This window comes from Kitasatospora sp. NPDC054768 (assembly GCF_053612025.1).
In genome coordinates this window covers 39803-59009 of record NZ_JBSHBN010000043.1, presented here as the reverse complement: position 1 = coordinate 59009, position 19207 = coordinate 39803, and the positions used below count along the sequence as shown (strand labels likewise).

Below are 19207 nucleotides of genomic sequence, written 5' to 3'. Positions count from 1 at the left end.
GCTCGGGCGCACTGGCGACCACCGAGGCCGAGGAGGGCCTCGGCCCGTTCTCACCGGGCGTGATGGCCGCGCCCAGGTCGCTCTCCCGCACCGAGCTGGAGCGGCTGCGCTGGACCGGCCGGCAGGACGGCTGCGAGCCGACGGCCCGGCATGTCCAGGTGGCCGACCTGGTCCGCCGGGTGGTGCGCGGCGGTGGCCGGGCGGCGGCCGTCACGGTCCGGGTGGCGCCGGGGCTGCCGGTGGTGGCCGGGGACGCCCGCCGGCTGGAGACCGCCGTCGCCGGGCTGGTCGACCAGGCGATCCGGCGCAGCCCGCCCGGCGGCCGGGTGCTGGTCCGGGCCGACGTGGCGGGTGGCGCGTCCGCACCGCGGGCGTCCGGACGGGCGGCGGCGACCCGCGGCAGGGTGGAGATCCGGGTCTGCGACCGGGGCTCCTCCGAGCCGACCGGGGCGCGCGACCGGCTGATCGCCGGCGTCCGGACGGACGGCGTGGTGGGGCCCGCCCTGCACAGCCTGGTCGACGCCGCCGGCGGCCGGCTCGCGGTGGAGCCCACCCCCGGCGGCGGGCTGACCGTCGTCCTGCTGCTGACCGTCGCGTACGACTGACGGAGTACCGCGGCGTCCGGGGCCGGACCGGGGCACGCACCCGGCGGATTCGGCCCACGAAACCTAGACTTGCCCCATGCCCCGGCTCAACGACCAGGTCAGGGAGCTGCTCCAGGAGTACGCCGACCTGATCAACATCACCGGCGGGGACGCCTTCCGGGCCCGCGCCTACGAGAAGGCCGCCCGGGCGGTCGGCGGCCACCCCGGGGACCTGGCAGGCCTGGACGTCAAGGGTCTGCAGCAGATCCCCGGCGTCGGGAAGTCCACGGCCGAGAAGATCGCCGAGTACCTCGCCACCGGGACCGTCCCCGCCCTGGAGGCGCTGCGCGCCGAGATCCCGTCCGGCGTCCGGGAGATGATGGCCGTCCCCAGTGTCGGGCCCAAGCGCGCCCTGGCCCTCTATCGCGACCTGGGGATCTCCTCGGTGGACGAACTCGCCGCGGCCGCCCGCGCGGAGCGGCTCGCCGACCTGCCCGGCTTCGGCGAGCGCAGCGGCGAGAAGATCCTGCACGGCATCGAGCTGATGCGGCAGTCCGGCGGCCGCACGCTGCTGGACACCGCCACCGAGCTGGCCGAGCAACTCGTCGCCGTGCTCTCCGCCGTCCCCGGCTGCACCCGCTGCGCGTACGCGGGCTCGCTGCGCCGGATGCGCGAGACGGTGGGCGACATCGACGTGCTCGCGACCGCCGAGGACTCCGCCCCGCTGATGGCCGCGCTCACCGGACTCCCCTCCGTCGCCGAAGTGATCGGCAGCGGGAGCACCAAGACCTCGGTCCGTACCACCCAGGGCGTACAGGTGGATCTGCGGGTCCTCCCGGAGGAGGACTGGGGAGCGGCACTGGTCTACTTCACCGGCTCGAAGGCGCACAACATCAAGCTGCGCACGATGGCCGTCCGGGCCGGGCTGAAGCTCTCCGAGTACGGGCTGTTCGAGGTGGACGGCGGCGCCAAGGTGGTCTCGGAGACCGAGGACGAGGTGTACGCGGCCCTCGGACTGCCGTGGATCCCGCCGCCGCTGCGCGAGGACCGGGGCGAGATCGAGGCCGCGCTGGACGGCGGACTCCCGGACCTGGTCCAGGAGTCCGACCTGCGCGGCGACCTGCACACCCACACCGACCTGACCGACGGGCTGGCCACCCTGGAGGAGATGATCGACACCGCGGCCGCCCGCGGCTACTCCTACTTCGCCGTGACCGACCACGCCCCGGACCTGGTGATGCAACGGATGACGGACGAGAAGATGCTCGCCCAGCGCGAACAGCTCCGGCAACTCGCCGGCCGGCACAAGAAGTTGCGCCTGCTGCACGGCACCGAGCTGAACATCGGCCCGGACGGCGGGGTGGACTGGCCACCGGAGTTCCTGGCCGGCTTCGACGTCTGCGTGGCCTCCGTGCACTCGCACTTCACCCTGGACCGGGCCGCCCAGACCCGTCGGCTGATCCGCGCCTGCGAGAACCCGTACGTGCACGTCATCGGGCACCTCACCACCCGCCGGATCGGCCGGCGCGGGCCGATCGACGTCGACCTGGACGCGGTGTTCGAGGCCGCCGCGCGCACCGGCACCGCGATCGAGATCAACAGCTCCCCGCAGCGGCTCGACCTGCGCGACGAGGACGTCCTGCGGGCCCGGCGGCACGGCGTGCGCTTCGCGATCGACAGCGACGCCCACGCCACCGGCCAGCTCGGCTACCCGCGCTACGGCATCGGCACCGCGCAGCGCGGCTGGCTCACCGCCGAGGACGTGGTCAACACCTGGACCTGGCAGAAGCTGAAGCACTTCCTCCGCAAGGACGCGGTGCCCGGGTAGCCCCGAACGTCACTCCCCGCCGCAGGAGGCCCCGGGCGAGGCCAGCACCCGGGCCGCGCTGCGGTGCCCGAGCCCGGCCGCGCGCCCGGGGTCCCCGGTGTCCAGGAAGCCGGCCAGGAACCCCGCCGCGAAGGCGTCCCCGGCCCCGGTGAGGTCGCGCACCTCGGCCACCGGCGGCACCGGCACCATGACCAGCGGCTCGCCGGGCACGTCGACGGCGGTCGCCTCGGCACCCGCCTTGGTGACCACCGTGGTGGCCGCCAGCCGGGCGCGCTCCGGCCCGGGCAGACCGCCGACCAGCAGCCCGAGGAACTCCGACTCGGAGCGGTTGGCGAACACGAAGGTCGGCGCCAACTCGGCCAGCAGACCGAGGAAGCGCTCCCGTCCGAACCGCTCCAGCATGCCGGTCGAGGAGGCGTCCACCGAGGTGGTGCCGCCCGCCCTCCGGACCCGGGCGAGCGCGTCCACCGCCGCACCGCCGACCGGCTCTCCGTCGAAGGAGTAGGCCGGCACGTGAAGGTGGGTCAGTCCGGTCAGCCACTCGTCCGGGACCCGCTCCAGCAGGGTGGCGGCGCCCCGGTCGGGCAGCATGGTCCGCTCGCCGTCCTGGTCGATCAGCACCACGACGCTGCCCGTCCGGCCGCGCCGGGAGACCCGCACGTCGACGCCGTGGCCGGCCAGTTCGGCGACCACGCCGTCCCCGACCGCGTCCTCGCCGACGCAGCCGAGGAAGCGGGCGGGGTGCTGCCCGGCGGCGAAGCAGGCGACGTTGGCCGCGCTGCCGCCGCGCCGCCGGAAGATCCGGGCACCGGAGTCGGTGCCGTGCCGCAGCGGGCCGTCGGCCCAGACCACGATGTCCTCGACGAGGTCGCCAAGCACCCCCAGCACGGCTCAGGCCCCGCCGTCGGCGACGACGGCCGAAGCGGCGTCACCCGCTGCGGCGTCACCGGCACCGGCCCCCGCAGCCAGCGCGGTCGCGATCTCTCCGCCGAGCCGGACGTTGCCCCGGTACACCTCGACGTTGACCTCCAGGCTGCGCCCGCCGGTGTCCCGCTGGATGAAGTCGAGGAGGAACGGCGTGGAGGCGTTGCCGGTGACGCCCCGGCGCTCGGCCTCCGCCCAGGCGCGGGCGAGGATGCCGTCCAGCTCCTCGGGCGGCAGCTGCTTGGCCGGGTCGACCGGGTTGGCGATCAGGACGGCCTGCGGCAGTTCGAGCCGGTCCCGGGACTCGATGATCCTGGCGGCCTGCTCGGGCGACTCCACGCTGAAGTTGATCTCGTGGCCGGAGTCGGTGACGTAGAAGCCGGGGTACTTGCGGGTGCGGTAGCCGATGACCGGGATGTTGTAGGTCTCGAAGCGCTCCAGGGTGGCCCTGATGTCGAGGATGGACTTCACGCCGGCGCTGATCACGGTGACCGGGGTGGCGGCCAGGGTGGTCATGTCGGCCGACTCGTCGAAGCTCTCCGAGGCGCCGAAGTGCACGCCGCCGAGGCCGCCGGTGGAGAAGACCCGGATGCCCGCGCGGTGGGCGAGGAAGGCGGTGGCGGCGACGGTGGTGCCGCCGTGCCGGCCGAGCGCGGCGACCACCGGGAGGTCGCGCAGGCTCACCTTGTCCAGGCCGTCGACGGCGGACAGTTCGGTGATCTGCTCGGTGCTCAGCCCGACCGTGGGCACCCCGGCGTGCACCCCGATCGTGGCCGGGACGACGCCCGCCGCCCGCAGCTGCCGCTCGGCCTCCAGCGCGACGGCCAGGTTGCGCGGCCGCGGCAGTCCGTGGGTGAAGATGGTCGACTCCAGGGCGACCACCGGCCGGCCTTCGGCGAGGGCCCGGGCGACCTCCTCGGAGACCTGGACGGCGGGAGCAGTGGGGCGAAGTCCGGTCATGATGCGAACTCTCTGTGAGGTTGCCACTGCGGTGGGGCAACGTGCTGCTCAGCGTATGGACGGCTCGCGTCGGAATCCAGAATGAGTCCTGAGGTTTCCGATAGGCCTGCGCCTATTGGCTCGTCCACCCTGACAACCATGGGTCTCACCTTGCGTCAGCTCCAGGTCTTCCTGACCGTCGCCGAGACGCTGCACTTCGGGCGGGCCGCCGAGCGGCTGCACATCTCGCAGCCGACGGTGAGCCAGGAGGTCGCCCGGCTGGAGCGGACCGTCGGCGTCGAGCTGTTCGACCGCAGCCGCCGCTCGGTGGCGCTCACGGAGGCCGGCGAGGTGATGGCCACCGAGAGCGCCCGACTGCTGCGGCAGGCCGAGACGCTGCTGACCCGGGTACGGCTGCACGAGGAGTCCCGGCTGGGCACCGCTCGGATCGTCGCCTCGCCGAGCGTGGTGAACCGGCTGCTGCCCGCCGTGGTCAGCCGGGCCGAACAGGAGCTTCCCGCGCTCGACACCACCGAACTCGCCGTGGACACCGGGCAGGTCTCCGCCACCCTGGCCGCCGAGCCGGCCGACATCGGGCTCGGCCGCTTCCTCGACGAGGTGACCGGCTACCGGCTGGAGCGGATCGCCGACGAGCCGGTCCTGGTGGCGCTCGGCCGGGACCATCCGCTGGCCCGCCGGAGCAGCCTGGGCCTGGCCGAACTGCGCGACCTGCCACTGCTGTTGTGGCCGCGCGAGCAGCACCCCCGCTACTACGACCACGTGCTCGGCCTCTGCGCGGACCACGGCGTGGACCCGCCGGTGCTGGTCAGCCCGCCGCGGATCGTCGGCTCCCGGCTCTACCTGCTCGCCCGCAACCGCGCCTTCTCGCTGGTGCCCGGCTCGATGACCGGCCACCTCACCGAGGACGTGGCCACCGTACGGCTGGAGGGGCGGGCCACCCTTCCGCTGGAGATGCAGTGGCGGACGGACGACCGGCGGCCCCGGCTGGCCTCGCTGCGGGACCTGATCCGGCAGGAGGCCGCGGAGCTGGAGGACGTCTGACCCGCCCCGTCGCGCGGCCCGAGCCCGGGTCCGAGCCGGGTCCGAGCCGGGTCCGAGCCGAGTCCGGGTCCGGGTCCGGGTCCGGGTCCGGGTCCGGGTCCGGGTCCGGGTCCGACCGAACGGAATCCTTGACGCTGGCATGCCACCACCGGAAGGATTCCCGGATCATCCGACCGGCCCGCGGCACCCGCCCGCGGGCCGCCGAACCCCGGGAACCCGCCTTGACCCTGCGCCCGTTGCTCCGCCACGCCGCCGGTCTGATCGGCGCCGCCGTCCTCACCCTGGCCGGCACCCTCACCGCCGCCGGCCCGGCCCACGCCGACTTCGGCACCGACTACCACGACCCGGTCACCGCCACCAAGCCGCTCACCCGCCCCGACACCCGCTCCTGCACCGTCGAGGCGATGCACGAACGCGAGTTCCGCAACGGGTACGGCAACCCGCCGGACACCCCGTACACCACCACCCTCACCCCGCCCGCCGACTGCGCCGGCCCCTGGTCCGCGGTGGTCCTGGACCTCCACGGACAGGTCGCCGGACGGCAGTTCGACCGGATCTTCAGCGTCCGCGTCGGCGGCGTCCAGGTGCTGCTCTCCTCCACCCCCGAGCCGTCCAAGGACGGCATCGCCTGGAACGTCGAGCACGACGTCACCCGCTACGCCCCGCTCTTCACCGGCGGCCCGCAGGAGTTCTCCTTCGACCTCGCCAACGTCACCGACGCCACCTACACCGGCGTCTTCACGATCAGCGCCAACCTGACCTTCTACACCGCCGACGCCCACTGGCCGGCCGCCCGCGCCGCCGACCGGCTGCTCACCACCGGACCGTTCGGGCTCACCAGCACCTCCCCCGCCGCCGGGCGCGACCTCACCTTCCCGCAGAACCTCGAACGCCTCACCGCCGAGGTCTACGCCCGGGGCGGCGGCGCCTGCGAGGAGTTCGCGTACGCCTCGGCCCCGGACGCCTTCGCCGCCGCCAACCCGGGCACCGGCATCTGCGGCAAGGGCCCGTTCCGCGAGCTGCGGCTGACCGTGGACGGCCGGGTGGCCGGCGCGGTCTGGCCGTACCCGGTGATCTACACCGGCGGCTGGGACCCGCTGCTCTGGCGGCCCGTGCCCGGCGTCTTCGCCTTCGACCTGCCCGCCTACCGGCTCGACCTCACCCCGTACGTCGGGCTGCTGCTGGACGGCCGGCCGCACGCCGTGGGCGTCACCCTGAACACCGCCGAGGCGCAGAGCAACGACGCCTGGACCGGCCAGGTCAACCTCTTCGCCGAGACCGACCACGGCGCCGCCCGCACCACCGGACAACTCACCGACCACCGGGTCGCCCCGGACGCCACCGTCGCGACCGACCTCGCCGACCACGGCGGCGGCAGCGGCGACTGGACGGTCACCGCTGCCCGGAACGACCTCGCCCGGGGCTGGGTGCAGACCTCGCACGGCCGGATCACCACCGAGGTCCGCGACGAACTCGCCTTCCGCTCCACCCAGCGACTGCGCGACGCGGGCAACGACGTGACGCTGCACAACGGTGCCGACCTCACCCGCACCACCGCCACCTGGGGCGGCGGCCCGCACCGCACCACCACCGTCCACGAGGGCGAACCGCTGGACGTCAGCTACCGGGTGAGCCGCGACGCGGCCGGCAACACCGACCAGACCACCGCCATGGACCTCGGCTACCACCGCGACACCACCGCGGCGACCGGCGGCCACGTCACCGAGCGCTCCACCGTCGACCACACCCTGCGCCCCACCGCCACGCGGCACGACGGGGACCGCACCGTCCGGACCGGCAGCAGCGCCGAGGAGTACCGGAGCACCGGGCCCGAGGGGCCGTACCGTCGGACGCTGAGCTTCGTGGACGGCTGGCCGCGGCCCTGACGGCCGCCGCTCGCCGTGCCTCTGCGGCACGTCGCCGCCGCTCGCCGGCACGTCGACGCCCGAGTTGCGAAATTGGTCGGATTCATACCGTTCACCCCTGGTGCACGGCCCGTAGGAGGCGCATGATGGGAGGTGGACCTGCGAGGTAGCTGAAGGAAGTTCGACCGCAGGAGGCAGTGGCGACGGATCGAGACGGATCAGGGTCTGCCGCTGGGACTACCTCGGTCGACGATCGAACTACCGGCCGGAGGACGTCACGTCCGGAGGCCACCCCCACCTCGTAGGTTCCGCGCGTCCACGGAGCATCCCCTCGGCCCGTGGACGCGCACCTTTTCCCGCGCGCCGCGCCTCCCGTGTCCTGTCCCCGCGCCGCACCTCCCGCGCCCCGGCTACCGCGCGCCCGCCCAGCCCATCTCCCAGGCGTGCACCGCGATCCCGACCCGGTTCGCCACCCCGAGCTTGCGCTGGATGCTGGCGACGTGGGTCTTCACCGTTCCCGGCGAGATGAACAGCTCCGCGGCGATGTCCGCGTTGGTGCGGCCCGCCGCGACGTGCCCGGCGATCTCCACCTCCCGCTCGGTCAGCGGCACCACCGGCGCAGCCCGCCGGCGCTCCGGGCGGAGCGGCTGCGTCACGTGCCGCAGCAGCCGGACCGTGACCGACGGACTGATCAGGCTCTCCCCGTCCGCCGCCGCCCGTACCGCCTCGGCCAGCAGGGACGGGCCGGAACGCTTCAGCAGGAAGCCGGACGCCCCGTGCCGCAGGGCCGGGTACACGTACTCGTCCAGGTCGAAGGTGGTCAGCACCACCACCCGCACCGGCTCCGCCACGTCCGGCCCGGCCAGCCGCCGGGTCAGCTCCAGTCCGTCCATCCGCGGCATCCGGATGTCCACCAGCGCGACGTCCGGCCGCAGTTCGGCCGCCAGCTCCAGCGCGGACAGCCCGTCCACCGCCTCGCCCACCACCTCGATGTCCGGCTGGGCCGTCAGGATCCGCCGGACACTTCGCCGGACGGCCTCCTGGTCGTCGGCGATCAGGGTGCGGATCACCCGCCGGCCCCCACCGTTCGCACTCGTCACGCCCAGCAGTGTGGCGCACGGGTGGCGGACGGGAAAGTTCACGCGGTGGAACCGGCCCGGTTCACCTTCGTCCGGTGAGCTGGCCGCCATGAACGATTCCAGTGGACGTCCCTCCGTCAGCAGGCGCGGGCTCCTGGCCGGCGCGACCGGCGTCGGCCTCGGCGGTGCCGTGTCCCTCGCCGGCGTCCAGGCCACCCCCGCCGCCGCCTCCCCGGTGCTCTGGCAGCGCCCGGACCGCTCCGGCGCGCCCCGCGTGGCCGGCCTGCACCTCCAGTTCGGCTCGGACGCCTCGCGCGAGGTGGTGGTCTCCTGGCACACCACCAGGTCCGTCGGCAACCCGCGTGTGATGTACGGGACTTCGAACAACGGCTTCGGCCGGACGGTCCAGGCCTCGACCCGCACCTACCGGGACGCCGCCTCCGGCACCGAGGTCCAGGTGCACCACACCCGGCTGACCGGCCTGCACGCCGACACGGACTACGTCTACGCCGCCGTCCACGACGGCACCACCCCCGAGCTCGGCACCGTCCGCACCGCACCACGCGGCCGGTCCGCCTTCACCTTCACCAGCTTCGGCGACCAGGGCACCCCCACCCTCGGCAGGAAGACCGCCAACGGCTACGTGAACGACAACCTCGGCAGCCCCGCCGCCGGCGACACCACCGCCGGGGTCGAGCGGATCGCCCCGCTGTTCCACCTGCTCAACGGCGACCTGTGCTACGCGAACATCGCCACCGACCGGGTCCGCACCTGGTCCGACTGGTTCGAGAACAACAGCCGCTCGGCCCGCCACCGCCCCTGGATGCCCGCGGCCGGCAACCACGAGAACGAGAAGGGCAACGGCCCGATCGGCTACGGCGCCTACCAGGCGTACTTCGAGCTGCCGGACGCCCGCTCCGACGCGGAGACCCACGGCCTGTGGTACTCGTTCACGGTCGGTTCGGTACGCGTGATCAGCCTCAACAACGACGACGTGGCCTACCAGGACGGCGGCAACAGCTACGTCCACGGCTACTCCGGCGGCGCCCAGCAGCGCTGGCTGGAGCGGGAGTTGATCGCGGCCAACGCGGACCCGGGGATCGACTGGATCGTGGTCTGCATGCACCAGGTGGTGATCTCCACCGCCGACAGGTTCAACGGCGCCGACCTCGGCGTCCGCGAGGCCTGGGTACCGCTGTTCGACAAGTACGGCGTGGACCTGGTGGTCTGCGGCCACGAGCACCACTACGAGCGCTCGCACCCGATCCGCGGCCAGCAGCCGACCGACACCCGCACGCCGATCCCGGTCTCCACCGGCACCGAGACCATCGACACCACCAAGGGCACCGTCCACATGGTCATCGGCGGCGGCGGCACCTCCGCCCCGTCCAACCAGCTCTTCTTCAGCCCCGCCAAGGCGCGGGTGATCACCGGCGTCGGCGCCGTCGATCCGGCCACCGGCAAGCGCCCGCCGGTGTACGTGATCGAGGACGCCCCCTGGTCCGCCTTCCGGGACGCCGACAACCCGTACGGCTTCGCCTCCTTCGACGTCGACCCGGGCGGCCGCAACGGGCAGACCACCATCGGCGTCACCTACTACTCCGTCAGCGGCCCGTACGGGGACCTCGTCCCGGTCGACCGCTTCACCCTGACCCGCCCGCGCGGCACCCGCGGCGGCGGCCGGGGCCACTAGGGCGGGGCCACCGGGCGTACTCGGCGGCAGCCGTCCGACCGGCGGAGACCTCCGGTACGCCCGTACGCCCGCCCCACCCGGTAGCCCCTCCGCCGCACGCGCACGCGGTGCACGGACACAGCGCACGGACACGGCGCCGACTCGATCGGATCGGCGCCGCGGGGCGCGCCTCAGCGCCCCGGCAGGGAGCAGCCGACCCGCCAGCCCGCGGGCGTGCCCGGGCCGGCGGTCAGCGAGCCCCCGTGGGCGGCGGCCCGGGCGGTGAGTCCGGCCAGGCCGGTGCCACCGGTGCCCGGGCGGCGGCGCAGCAGCGGCTTGCGGGCGGGGCCACCGTCGTCGGTGACGGTCAGCTCGACGGCGCCGCGCTCACCGGGGGCCACCCGGACGGTGACCTCGGTGGCCTGCGGGGCGTGCCGGCGGATATTGGTCAGCGCCTCCAGGACCACGGCGTACGCGGTCGCCTCGGCCTCGGCGGAGAGCCGGCCCGCGGTGCCGGGCGCCAGCTCGACGGTGGCGCGCAGGGCGCCGGTGGTGCCGAAGCGGGCGACGAGCTCGGGGAGGTCGGCCAGGCCCAGCCGACGCGTGGTCGCTCCGCCCGCCCGGTCCGACCCGTCGGAGCGGTCGCCCTTGAGGTCCTTGCCACCCTTGCCACCCTTGCCACCCTTGCCGTCCCGGCCCTCCCGGCCCTCCCGGCCCTCCCGGCCGCCCGGCTCGCGCAGGGCGCCGACCATCTCGTCCATCGAGTCCAGTGCCCGCAGCCCGGCCTCCTCCAGGCGGCGCAGCAGTGCGGTCGTCTCCTCCGGCTCCTGGCCCGGGAGTTGGCCGGCCTGGGCCTCCAGCACGATGCCGGTGATCTCGTGGGCGACGAAGTCGTGCAGTCCCCGGGCCACTTCCAGCCGCTGTTGGCGCCGGGCCCGGGCCACCGCCCGCTCCCGGCGGGCGTCCAGGACGCGCAGGTAGAGGGCCGCCGCCGCGACACCGAGCAGTGGCAGCAGCGAGAGCAGCACCCCGACCACCGGCCCGGCCGCACCGCCCTGCGGCGTCCGCAGGGCGAACCGCAGCGGCAGCAGCACCGCCGCCAGCCCCACCAGCCCGCCGACCGGACCGGCCGACCGGTCGGGCAGCCGCCGAACGGCCCGGAAGAGCAGTCCGAGCAGGGCGAGCCACTCGAACGGCAGCCAGAACGCGGGCAGCCGGTACGGCCCCGGGTAGACCGCGTCGACCAGCAGCGAGGCCCCGGCCACCGCTCCGGCGGCCGCACCGAGCGTGATCCGACCGGCGGGCCAGGGCAGCAGCGCCGCCACCGCGGCGAGCACCGCCGTCAGGGCGAGCAGCGCGGCCGCTCCCCGGGCGTCCGGTTGCGCCAGCAGGACGGGCGCCAGCAGGGCGAGCGCGGAGACGGCGGCGAGCGGCCGACGGATCCGGGCCGGTCGCGGCCGTGCGGGCTCGGGGTGAGCGAAGGGAGAGTCGGTGGGCACCCGGCCGAGCCTACGGGCAGCTCTCCCGGGGGAGGCGCGGTCCTCCTCAGGAGGGAGCGGTCCGCCGTCAACTCCCCTCCGCAGCAGGAGGTCTGCGCGACCGGGCGGGAGCATGATCGGTGGCATCGGAACACCCGCAGAGGACACCCGAACCGGACGCCCACGCCGGCCCCCGCACGGGAACAGTCACCCGTGAACACCCGCGCCGAAGGAGACCCGAACCGCCATGAACCGCCGCCTCGCCACCGCCGCACTCTCGCTGCTCCTGCTGGCCGCGACCGCCGCCACCGCCGCACCGGCCGCCGTCGCGGAGCCGGCCCCCGCCGCACCGGTCACCGCCCCGGAACCGGCCCCCGCCGCACCGGTCACCGCCCCGGAACCGGCCGCCCCAGCAGGCGACTTCGGGCCGGTCGGTGTACGCGGCACCGGCAACACCGTCCTCACCACCGGGTTCCAGGGCTTCGAGGGCGACCCGGTGCGGATCTCGGTGGACGCCCGTGCCACCACCAACACCGATCCGCGCGGCACCACGGGCCACTTCCACGTCCGTCACGTGCACACCGACGGCCGGCTGGTCGCCGACTTCGAGGGCGACATCACCTGTCTGGCCGTCGGCGGCCGGGAGGCGATCGCCACCGGGGTGGTCACCAAGGGCGACGCGCCGTGGTTCCCGGGCCTGGAGCTGATCGGCCGGAAGGTCTCGCTCTCGGTGGAGGACGACGGGCGGCGCGGGGACCGGATGGGCTGGGTCTGGGGCGCGCTCGGCCAGCCGGTGTCGGACTGCCAGGGCACGGTACCGTTCATCCGCGCGACCAGTGGTGACTTCTCCGTGCGCAGCTGACACCCGACCGACCGGGCCGACAGGACCGGTCAGGGCCTCCCGGGCCGACCGGGCGACGGCCGGGGCTGCGCACCGCCACCCGAGCACCCGCAGACCTGGAGGCCCCGTTGTCCCTCGACCGTCCGACCGCTCCGCCACCGCCGGGCGCGGGGTTCAACGACCTGACAGGGGAGGGCCGTTGAACCCCGCGCCCGACCGGCATTCGCCCGACTACGCCCGGCTCGCCGCCGTCGGGCCGTACTTCGCGCTGGACACCTCGCCGGCCGGCCGGCCGCCGGAGGGCTTCCGGCCGCTGGCCGAGCTGTACGGCACCGGACCGGACGCGCCGTTGGCGGCGCGGCTGCGGGTGGTGGCGCAGCGGCTCGGCACCGGGGAGCCCCGGGTCGCCGCCTCGATCCTGCACCTGGGGCTGGCCGCCCGTTTCTGGTCGGTGGGGCTGGGCTCGGCGGTCCTGCTGGGGACGGTCCCGACCTTGGAGCACGCCTGGGTGCGGATCCCGGACCAGGGCCCGCTCGACCTGTGGGCACCGCCGGAGCCCGCCCGCCCGGACGCCGGCTCGCTCACCGACCAGCTCCACGAGGCCGTCCTGCTGGGACAGTTGACGCCGCTGGCGGAGGCCGTCCGGGCCGCCGCCCCGCTCTCCCGCCGTCTGCTGCTCGGCAACGCCGCCTCCGCACTGGCCGGGACGCTGCGGGTGCTGGACGCCCACGCGCCGGACGCCGCACGGGCGTTGGCCGCGGAGCTGCTGGACCGTCCGCCACTGGCCGGGTCGGGCATCCTGCGCGCCGGGCCGGGTGGCACGGCGTTCCGGCGGAACAGCTGCTGCCTCTACTACCGGGTGGGTCCGGGTGCCGGGCTCTGCGGGGACTGCTGCTTCAGCACGCCGCCCGGCCGCGGGAAGCGGAACGAGTAATACCTTCACAAATGAAGGTCATACAGATCTCCGGCCGCCGTCAGCCGCGCACCACCGCCCAGTCCACCGCCGCGGACGGCACCCCGGCCCGCTCGGACGCCGGGTCCGCGAGCAGTCCGCGCGCCAGCGAACCCACCGGCAGGGCCGGGGTGGTGGCGGCCAGCACCCTGCCCTCGCCGTCGAGCAGCGCCGCGTCGCCTGACAGCGCCCGCAGCGGGGGCACCAGCAGCCGCTCCAGCACTGCCAGCGGGACGTCCCCGGCCACCACCCCGACGAAGCCCGCACCCGGGACGACCACCGGCCGGGCGCAGCACAGCACGTACCGGTCGGCACAGAGCAGGTCGACCTGCGGCCCGGCCACCGCGGCCCGCCCCTCGTCCCGGGGCCGGGCGAACCAGGGCAGCACCCGGTAGTCGTAGAACTCGGCGTCCGCCGGGTCGAGCGCGAGCCGCAACCGCCGCTCCCCCGCCCCGCGCGCACCGCGGCACCACCACTCCACGTGCAGGTCGGCGTCGGCGAGCGCGCCGGGTGCCACGACCGCTCCGCAGCCGAACCAGCGCGAGCCGGGCCGCGCCAGCAACTCGCTCACCACCCCGTGCACCACGGCGAGTTCGGCCACGGCGGGCCGGCGCCCCTCGGCGGCCGCCCGGGCCCAGCAGCCCGCCGCGGCCGCCCGCAGGCCGTCCAGTTCGGCGAGCACCGCGTCGACGGCGGCGGCGACCTGCCGGGCGCACCGCTCGACGGCGGCAGGGTCACCGGCGGCGGGCCCGCCCAGGACGGGCCCGCCGGCGGCGGACTCACCGGCAACCGGCACACCGGCGGATCGGGCCACGGGCAGGGTGGTGCTGAACGCGCTGGTCATGACGGCTCCGGCGGCGAGGGAGGGATCCGGGAACGGTGGCGCGGCCCCGGCTCAGCCGTCGTCCGCCAACTCCAGGTGCCGCCGGACCAGATGGTGCACGCAGGCCACGGCGTGCGTCTCGGCGGCGGCCCGGGCGCCGGCCGCGTCGCCGGCCAGCACGGCGACCAGGATCTCCCGGTGCTGCTCGGCGAAGCGCTCCTGGTCCGGCCCGTGCGGGGCGGGCAGCCAGAGCAGCGGGCCCAGTTCGGCCTGGAGCCGGACGGCGAGCTGGGTGAGCCGCACCGACTGCGCGGCGACGGCGAGTTCGATGTGGAAGCGGGCGTCGGCGCGGCGCTGCTCGGCGGGCCCGGCGGCGTCGCGCAGGTCGTGCACCAGTCGGGTGAGCCGGGGGCCGAGGTCGGCCGGGGCGCGCTCGGCGGCGAGCCGGGCGGCGGTGCCGAAGACGGCCAGCTCCTCGTCGCCGAGGTCGCGCAGGTCGACGGTGGCGAGGTCGCGCAGCCGGGCGAGCTGGAGGTGTTCGGAGCCCTCGGCGGGGATGCGGACGAAGCTGCCGCCGTTGCGGCCGCGCCGGGTCTCGATCAGTCCGGCCTCGCGGAGCAGGGCGAGGGCCTCGCGGACGGTGCCGTTGGCGACGCCGAGCTGGTCGGCCAGGTCGTTCTCGCTGGGCAGCTGGTCCCCGTCGGCGACCAGTCCGAGGGCGATCGCCTCGGTGATCCGGCGGGCCACCGCGTCGGCGCGGCCGAGGTCGGCGAGCGGCGCGAGGACGGCACTGAGCAGCGGGGTCGCACTGCCGATGGTCGTCACGCCGTTCCCCTCCCCGATCGCCGTCGCCGGATCCTCGCCGGATCGCCGCCCGATCACTGCCCGATCGCCGCCGGATCGCCGCCGGATCCTCGCCCGATCACTGCCCGATCACTGCCCGACCGGATGTTTCCCGCAGGGTACCTCCAGGTCCGACGCGCACTCTTGCCCCTAGAAACTCAATCTCGTATGTTTTCCCGCAACCTCGGCCCGAGCCGCACCCCGCAGTGCTCCCCCACGCATCACGACACGTTCCCAGGAGCAGGTCATGACCGATGCCAGTGCACGTGCCACCGTCCACTCCCCCGACCCGGACGCCGAACGGCTGGCCGCCCTCGGCTACACCTCCGAGTTCAAGCGCGACATGAGCCTCTGGGCGAACTTCTCGCTCGGCTTCACCTATCTCTCCCCCGTCGTTGGCGTGTACACACTCTTCGCCACCTCACTTCAGACCGCCGGGCCGCCGATGGTCTGGAGCTTCCTGATCGCGGGCCTCGGCCAGCTGCTGGTGGCCCTGGTGTTCAGCGAGGTGGTCGCCCAGTTCCCGGTGGCCGGCGGGGTGTACCCGTGGGCGCGCCGGCTCTGGGGCCGCACCTGGGGCTGGCTGACCGGCTGGACCTACCTGCTGGCACTGATGTCCACCATCGCGGCCGTCTCCTACGGCGCCGGCCCGTACGTGGCCGCCCTGCTGGGCGTCGAGCCGAGCACCGCGACGACCGTCTGGTGCGCACTGGGCCTGCTGGCGCTCGCCACCGTGATCAACCTCGGCGGCACCCGGGTGCTGTCGGCGGCGGCCGTGTTCGGCTTCGCCGCCGAGTTGCTCGGCGCCCTGGCGGTCGGCGCCTGGCTGCTGCTGACGCACCGCTACCACGGCCTCGGCGTGGTCCTCGACCGCTTCGGCGCGGGCGGCGACGGCGACTACGCCGACGCCTTCCTGGCCGCCGGGCTGATCGCGGTCTTCCTGTTCTTCGGCTTCGAGGCCTGCGGCGACGTCGCCGAGGAGGTGCCGGACCCAGGTCGACAGATCCCCAAGTCGATGCGGCGCACCATCTACGTGGGCGGCGCTGCGGCGATCGGGGTCAGCCTGGCCCTGGTGATGTCGATCCAGGACATCGGCGCGGTGGTCTCCGGCGACGACAAGGATCCGGTCGCCAAGGTGCTGCACGACGCCTTCGGCGCGGTCGGCGCCCGGGTGGTGATCGGCGTGGTGCTGATCTCCTTCCTGTCCTGCGTGCTCAGCCTCCAGGCGGCGGCGAGCCGGCTCGCCTACTCCTTCGCCCGGGACCGGATGATCGTGGGCAGCCGGCTGCTGGCCACCGTCTCGGACCGGCTGCGGGTGCCGCCGTACGCGCTGCTGCTCGCCGCGGCGCTGCCCGGTGTGATCATCGTGGGTGCCTCGGCGCTCTCCGAGGGCGCCCTCACGAAGATCATCTCCTTCTCCAGCATCGGCATCTACCTGGCCTTCCAGATGGTGGTGCTGGCCGCCCTGCGGGCCCGGCTGCGCGGCTGGCGCCCGAGCGGGGACTTCCGGCTCGGCCGCTGGGGCCTGGCGGTGAACATCGGCGCGCTGGTCTACGGCGTCGCCGCGATCGTCAACATCTGCTGGGGCCGCACCCCGGACGCCGCCTGGTACGACAACTACCTCGTGCTGCTCTCGGCGGTGGTCGTGCTCGCGGCCGGCGGCCTCTACCTCCTGCTGGCCCGCCCGCACCTGCGCGGCGACGCCCCCTCGGGCGACGCGACGGCCGCGCCCGGGGCCACCTCCGCCGAACCGGCCCGGGGGCGGGCATGACCGGACTCCCGCTGGACGGCGTCCTGGTCGCCGACTTCGGCCGGGTGCTCGCCGCGCCCTACCTGACCATGCTGCTGGCCGACCTCGGCGCCGACGTGATCAAGGTCGAGCAGCCCGGCACCGGCGACGACACCCGCGCCTGGGGCCCGCCGCACGCCCAGGGCGAGGCCACCTACTTCCTCTCCGTCAACCGCAACAAGCGCTCCCTCACCCTCGACCTGCGCGAACCGGCCGACCATGCCCGCGCCGTCGAACTCGTCCGCCGCGCCGACGTGCTGGTGGAGAACTTCCGCCCCGGCACGATGGCCCGCCACGGCCTCGACCCCGACCGCGCCCAGGCCCTCAACCCGCGGCTCGTCTACTGCTCGATCACCGGCTTCGGCCCCGGCAAGGGCGCCGAACTGCCCGGCTACGACCTGCTGGTGCAGGCCGTCGGCGGTCTGATGTCGGTGACCGGCCCGGCCCCCGGCGAACCGGTGAAGACCGGCGTCGCACTGGTGGACGTGCTGACCGGGCTGCACGCGGCGGTCGGCGTGCTGGCCGCACTGCGCGAGCGCGAGACCACCGGCCGGGGCCAGCTGGTGGAGCTGAACCTGCTCTCCACGCTGCTCTCCGGCCTGGTCAACCAGTCCGCCGGCTACACCCTGGCCGGCGCGGTGCCGGGCATCCTCGGCAACCGCCACCCGTCCATCGCCCCCTACGAGTTGTTCACCGCCGCCGACCGCCCGCTGGTCGTCGCGGTCGGCAACGACCGGCAGTTCGCCGCGCTCTGCCGGGGCGTGGGCGCCCCCGAGCTGGCCGCCGACCCCCGCTTCGCCTCCAACTCCGACCGGGTCGCGCACGTCACCGTGCTGGCCCGCGAGCTCACCGCCCGGCTCGAACGCCGCACCGCCGCCGAGTGGTTCGCGGTGCTCACCCCGCTCGGCGTGCCCTGCGGCCCGGTCAACGACCTGGCCGAGGCCTTCGACCTCGCCGACTCGCTCGGCCTGCGGCCCCGGGCACCGCTGCCCGGCCCGGACGGCCGCCCGCTGGACCTGGTCGCCAACCCGATCGGCCTCTCCCGCACCCCGCCCCGCTACCAGCTGCCCCCGCCCCGGCTCGGCGAGCACACCGCCGAACTCACCGCCTGGCTGGACACCCCGCACGACCGGCCTCCGCACGGCGGGTCTCCCTACGAGCAGCCTCCGCACGACCGGCCGCCGCACAACCCTCCCCCGCACGACCAGGACTTCGAGGACCGCCCATGAGCACCCCGCACGGCACCGGCACCGCCATGTCCGACCCGCTCGACCTGATCGACTTCGCCACCCTCCTCACCGAGGAGGAGCGCGAGATCCAGGCCACCGTCGCCCGGTTCCTCGCCGACCGGGTCCGCCCGCACCTGCCGGAGTGGTTCGACAACGCCCACTTCGCCCGCGAACTCGCCCCCGAACTCGGCGCGTTGGGCCTGCTCGGGATGCACCTGGAGGGCTACGGCTGCGCCGGCACCAACGCCGTCTCCTACGGCCTGGCCTGCCTCGAACTGGAGGCCGCCGACTCGGGCTTGCGCAGCTTCGTCTCGGTCCAGGGCTCGCTCTCGATGTACTCGATCCACCGGTGGGGCTCGGAGAAGCAGAAGCAGGAGTGGCTGCCCGGGCTCGCCGCCGGCACCGCGATCGGCTGCTTCGGCCTCACCGAGCCGGACTTCGGCAGCAACCCGGCCGGAATGCGCACCCGCGCGGTGCGCGACGGCTCGGACTGGATCCTCGACGGCACCAAGACGTGGATCACCAACGGCGGCATCGCGGACGTCGCCACCGTCTGGGCGAACACCGAGGACGGCGTGCGCGGCTTCCTGGTGCCGCGCGGCACGCCCGGCTTCACCACCCGCGACATCGGGCGGAAGCTGTCGCTGCGCGCCTCGGTCACCTCCGAGCTGCACCTGGACGGCGTCCGGCTGCCCGCCGAGGCCCGACTGCCGGGAGCGAAGGGGCTGCGCGGCCCGCTGTCCTGCCTGAACGAGGCGCGGTTCGGCATCCTGTTCGGCGCGGTCGGCGCAGGCCGGGACTCGCTCCAGGCGGCGCTGCGGTACGCGGACTCGCGGGTCCAGTTCGACCGGCCGATCAGCGGTTTCCAGCTGACCCAGCGCAAGTTCGCCGACATGGCGCTCGCGCTCGGCAACTCCGCGCTGCTGGCCGTCCACCTCGGCCGGCTCAAGGACGGCGGGCGGCTGCGTCCCGAGCAGGTCAGCGTCGGCAAGCTCAACAACGTGCGGGAGGCGCTGGCGATCGCCCGCGAGTGCCGCACGGTCCTCGGGGCCAACGGCATCTCGCTGGAGCACTCGCCGATCCGGCACGCCAACAACCTGGAGTCGGTGCTGACCTACGAGGGCACCAGCGAGATCCACACGCTGGTGGTCGGCCAGGCGCTCACCGGGCAGGCGGCCTACCGGTAGGGACGCCCCGGGCCGCCCCCTCCCCGGGACGCGCCGAGGCCCGCGTCCGGCTTGTCCAGAGCCGGGCGCGGGCCGCCCCGTTCCCACCCGGTGCCGATGCCCGTGGCGCCGG

General features: G+C 74.8%; 16 protein-coding genes. 10 read left to right on the top strand and 6 right to left on the bottom strand.

Annotated elements, in window-relative coordinates; all coding sequences use genetic code 11:
- Window positions 1-605: sensor histidine kinase (locus ACWGKU_RS15975; RefSeq protein ID WP_452191455.1), on the top strand; the 605-nt coding region annotated here is incomplete at its 5' end.
- 76 nt (window positions 606-681) lie between these two features.
- The gene (gene polX / locus ACWGKU_RS15970) at window positions 682-2412 is read left to right on the top strand and encodes a DNA polymerase/3'-5' exonuclease PolX (protein ID WP_452178267.1); all 1731 of its coding nucleotides are present in this window, start codon (window positions 682-684) and stop codon (window positions 2410-2412) included.
- Between the two features lie 9 nt (window positions 2413-2421).
- On the opposite strand, the gene ACWGKU_RS15965 is transcribed toward polX, so the two are convergent.
- Together ACWGKU_RS15965 and ACWGKU_RS15960 are read right to left on the bottom strand one after the other, a co-directional pair.
- Window positions 2422-3300 carry a carbohydrate kinase family protein gene (locus tag ACWGKU_RS15965; RefSeq protein ID WP_452178266.1) on the bottom strand — a complete coding sequence of 293 codons (879 nt, stop codon included), beginning with the start codon at window positions 3298-3300 and terminating at the stop codon, window positions 2422-2424.
- A 3-nt stretch (window positions 3301-3303) separates the two neighbouring features.
- Complete coding sequence (locus tag ACWGKU_RS15960) at window positions 3304-4296, bottom strand: pseudouridine-5'-phosphate glycosidase (RefSeq protein ID WP_452178265.1); 993 nt, start codon at window positions 4294-4296, stop codon at window positions 3304-3306.
- Window positions 4297-4434: 138 nt separating this feature from the next.
- On the opposite strand from ACWGKU_RS15960, the gene ACWGKU_RS15955 reads away from it, so the two are divergent.
- Together ACWGKU_RS15955 and ACWGKU_RS15950 are read left to right on the top strand one after the other, a co-directional pair.
- Window positions 4435-5337, top strand: coding sequence for a LysR family transcriptional regulator (locus ACWGKU_RS15955; protein WP_452178264.1), 903 nt, complete (start codon window positions 4435-4437; stop codon window positions 5335-5337).
- A gap of 236 nt (window positions 5338-5573) precedes the next feature.
- Window positions 5574-7223: a peptide-N4-asparagine amidase gene (locus ACWGKU_RS15950; RefSeq protein ID WP_452178263.1), complete on the top strand. Its 1650-nt coding sequence runs from the start codon at window positions 5574-5576 to the stop codon at window positions 7221-7223.
- Between the two features lie 389 nt (window positions 7224-7612).
- Here ACWGKU_RS15950 and ACWGKU_RS15945 read toward each other — a convergent pair whose 3' ends face one another.
- Window positions 7613-8302: a response regulator gene (locus ACWGKU_RS15945; RefSeq protein WP_401046018.1), complete on the bottom strand. Its 690-nt coding sequence runs from the start codon at window positions 8300-8302 to the stop codon at window positions 7613-7615.
- Window positions 8303-8390: 88 nt separating this feature from the next.
- Here ACWGKU_RS15945 and ACWGKU_RS15940 point away from each other — a divergent pair, with 88 nt between their 5' ends.
- On the top strand, window positions 8391-9974 hold the full coding sequence (locus tag ACWGKU_RS15940) for a purple acid phosphatase family protein (protein ID WP_452178262.1): 1584 nt from the start codon (window positions 8391-8393) through the stop codon (window positions 9972-9974).
- Window positions 9975-10144: 170 nt separating this feature from the next.
- Here ACWGKU_RS15940 and ACWGKU_RS15935 read toward each other — a convergent pair whose 3' ends face one another.
- Window positions 10145-11452, bottom strand: coding sequence for a sensor histidine kinase (locus tag ACWGKU_RS15935; RefSeq protein ID WP_452178261.1), 1308 nt, complete (start codon window positions 11450-11452; stop codon window positions 10145-10147).
- Between the two features lie 226 nt (window positions 11453-11678).
- On the opposite strand from ACWGKU_RS15935, the gene ACWGKU_RS15930 reads away from it, so the two are divergent.
- Entirely contained in the window at window positions 11679-12293 is a 615-nt protein-coding gene (locus ACWGKU_RS15930) for a hypothetical protein (RefSeq protein WP_452178260.1), read from the top strand.
- Window positions 12294-12471: 178 nt separating this feature from the next.
- Entirely contained in the window at window positions 12472-13206 is a 735-nt protein-coding gene (locus ACWGKU_RS15925; protein WP_401048896.1) for a (2Fe-2S)-binding protein, read from the top strand.
- Between the two features lie 40 nt (window positions 13207-13246).
- Here the strand turns inward: ACWGKU_RS15925 and ACWGKU_RS15920 are convergent, their stop codons facing one another.
- Together ACWGKU_RS15920 and ACWGKU_RS15915 are read right to left on the bottom strand one after the other, a co-directional pair.
- Window positions 13247-14068 (bottom strand): cache domain-containing protein, encoded by an 822-nt coding sequence (locus ACWGKU_RS15920; protein ID WP_452178259.1) that lies wholly within the window; start codon window positions 14066-14068, stop codon window positions 13247-13249.
- Between the two features lie 51 nt (window positions 14069-14119).
- A complete protein-coding gene (locus tag ACWGKU_RS15915) occupies window positions 14120-14872 on the bottom strand; it encodes a FadR/GntR family transcriptional regulator (RefSeq protein WP_401048900.1) in 753 nt (250 codons plus the stop codon).
- A gap of 265 nt (window positions 14873-15137) precedes the next feature.
- Between ACWGKU_RS15915 and ACWGKU_RS15910 the strand changes: the two genes are divergently transcribed.
- From ACWGKU_RS15910 to ACWGKU_RS15900, 3 genes are read left to right on the top strand one after another with little or no spacing between them, the layout of a single operon-like run.
- Entirely contained in the window at window positions 15138-16661 is a 1524-nt protein-coding gene (locus ACWGKU_RS15910; protein WP_401048902.1) for an APC family permease, read from the top strand.
- Complete coding sequence (locus tag ACWGKU_RS15905) at window positions 16658-17908, top strand: CaiB/BaiF CoA transferase family protein (protein ID WP_401048904.1); 1251 nt, start codon at window positions 16658-16660, stop codon at window positions 17906-17908. Before ACWGKU_RS15910 ends, ACWGKU_RS15905 begins: the two co-directional genes overlap by 4 nt.
- Window positions 17905-19095, top strand: coding sequence for an acyl-CoA dehydrogenase family protein (locus ACWGKU_RS15900; RefSeq protein WP_452178258.1), 1191 nt, complete (start codon window positions 17905-17907; stop codon window positions 19093-19095). Before ACWGKU_RS15905 ends, ACWGKU_RS15900 begins: the two co-directional genes overlap by 4 nt.
- Window positions 19096-19207 lie beyond the last annotated feature (112 nt).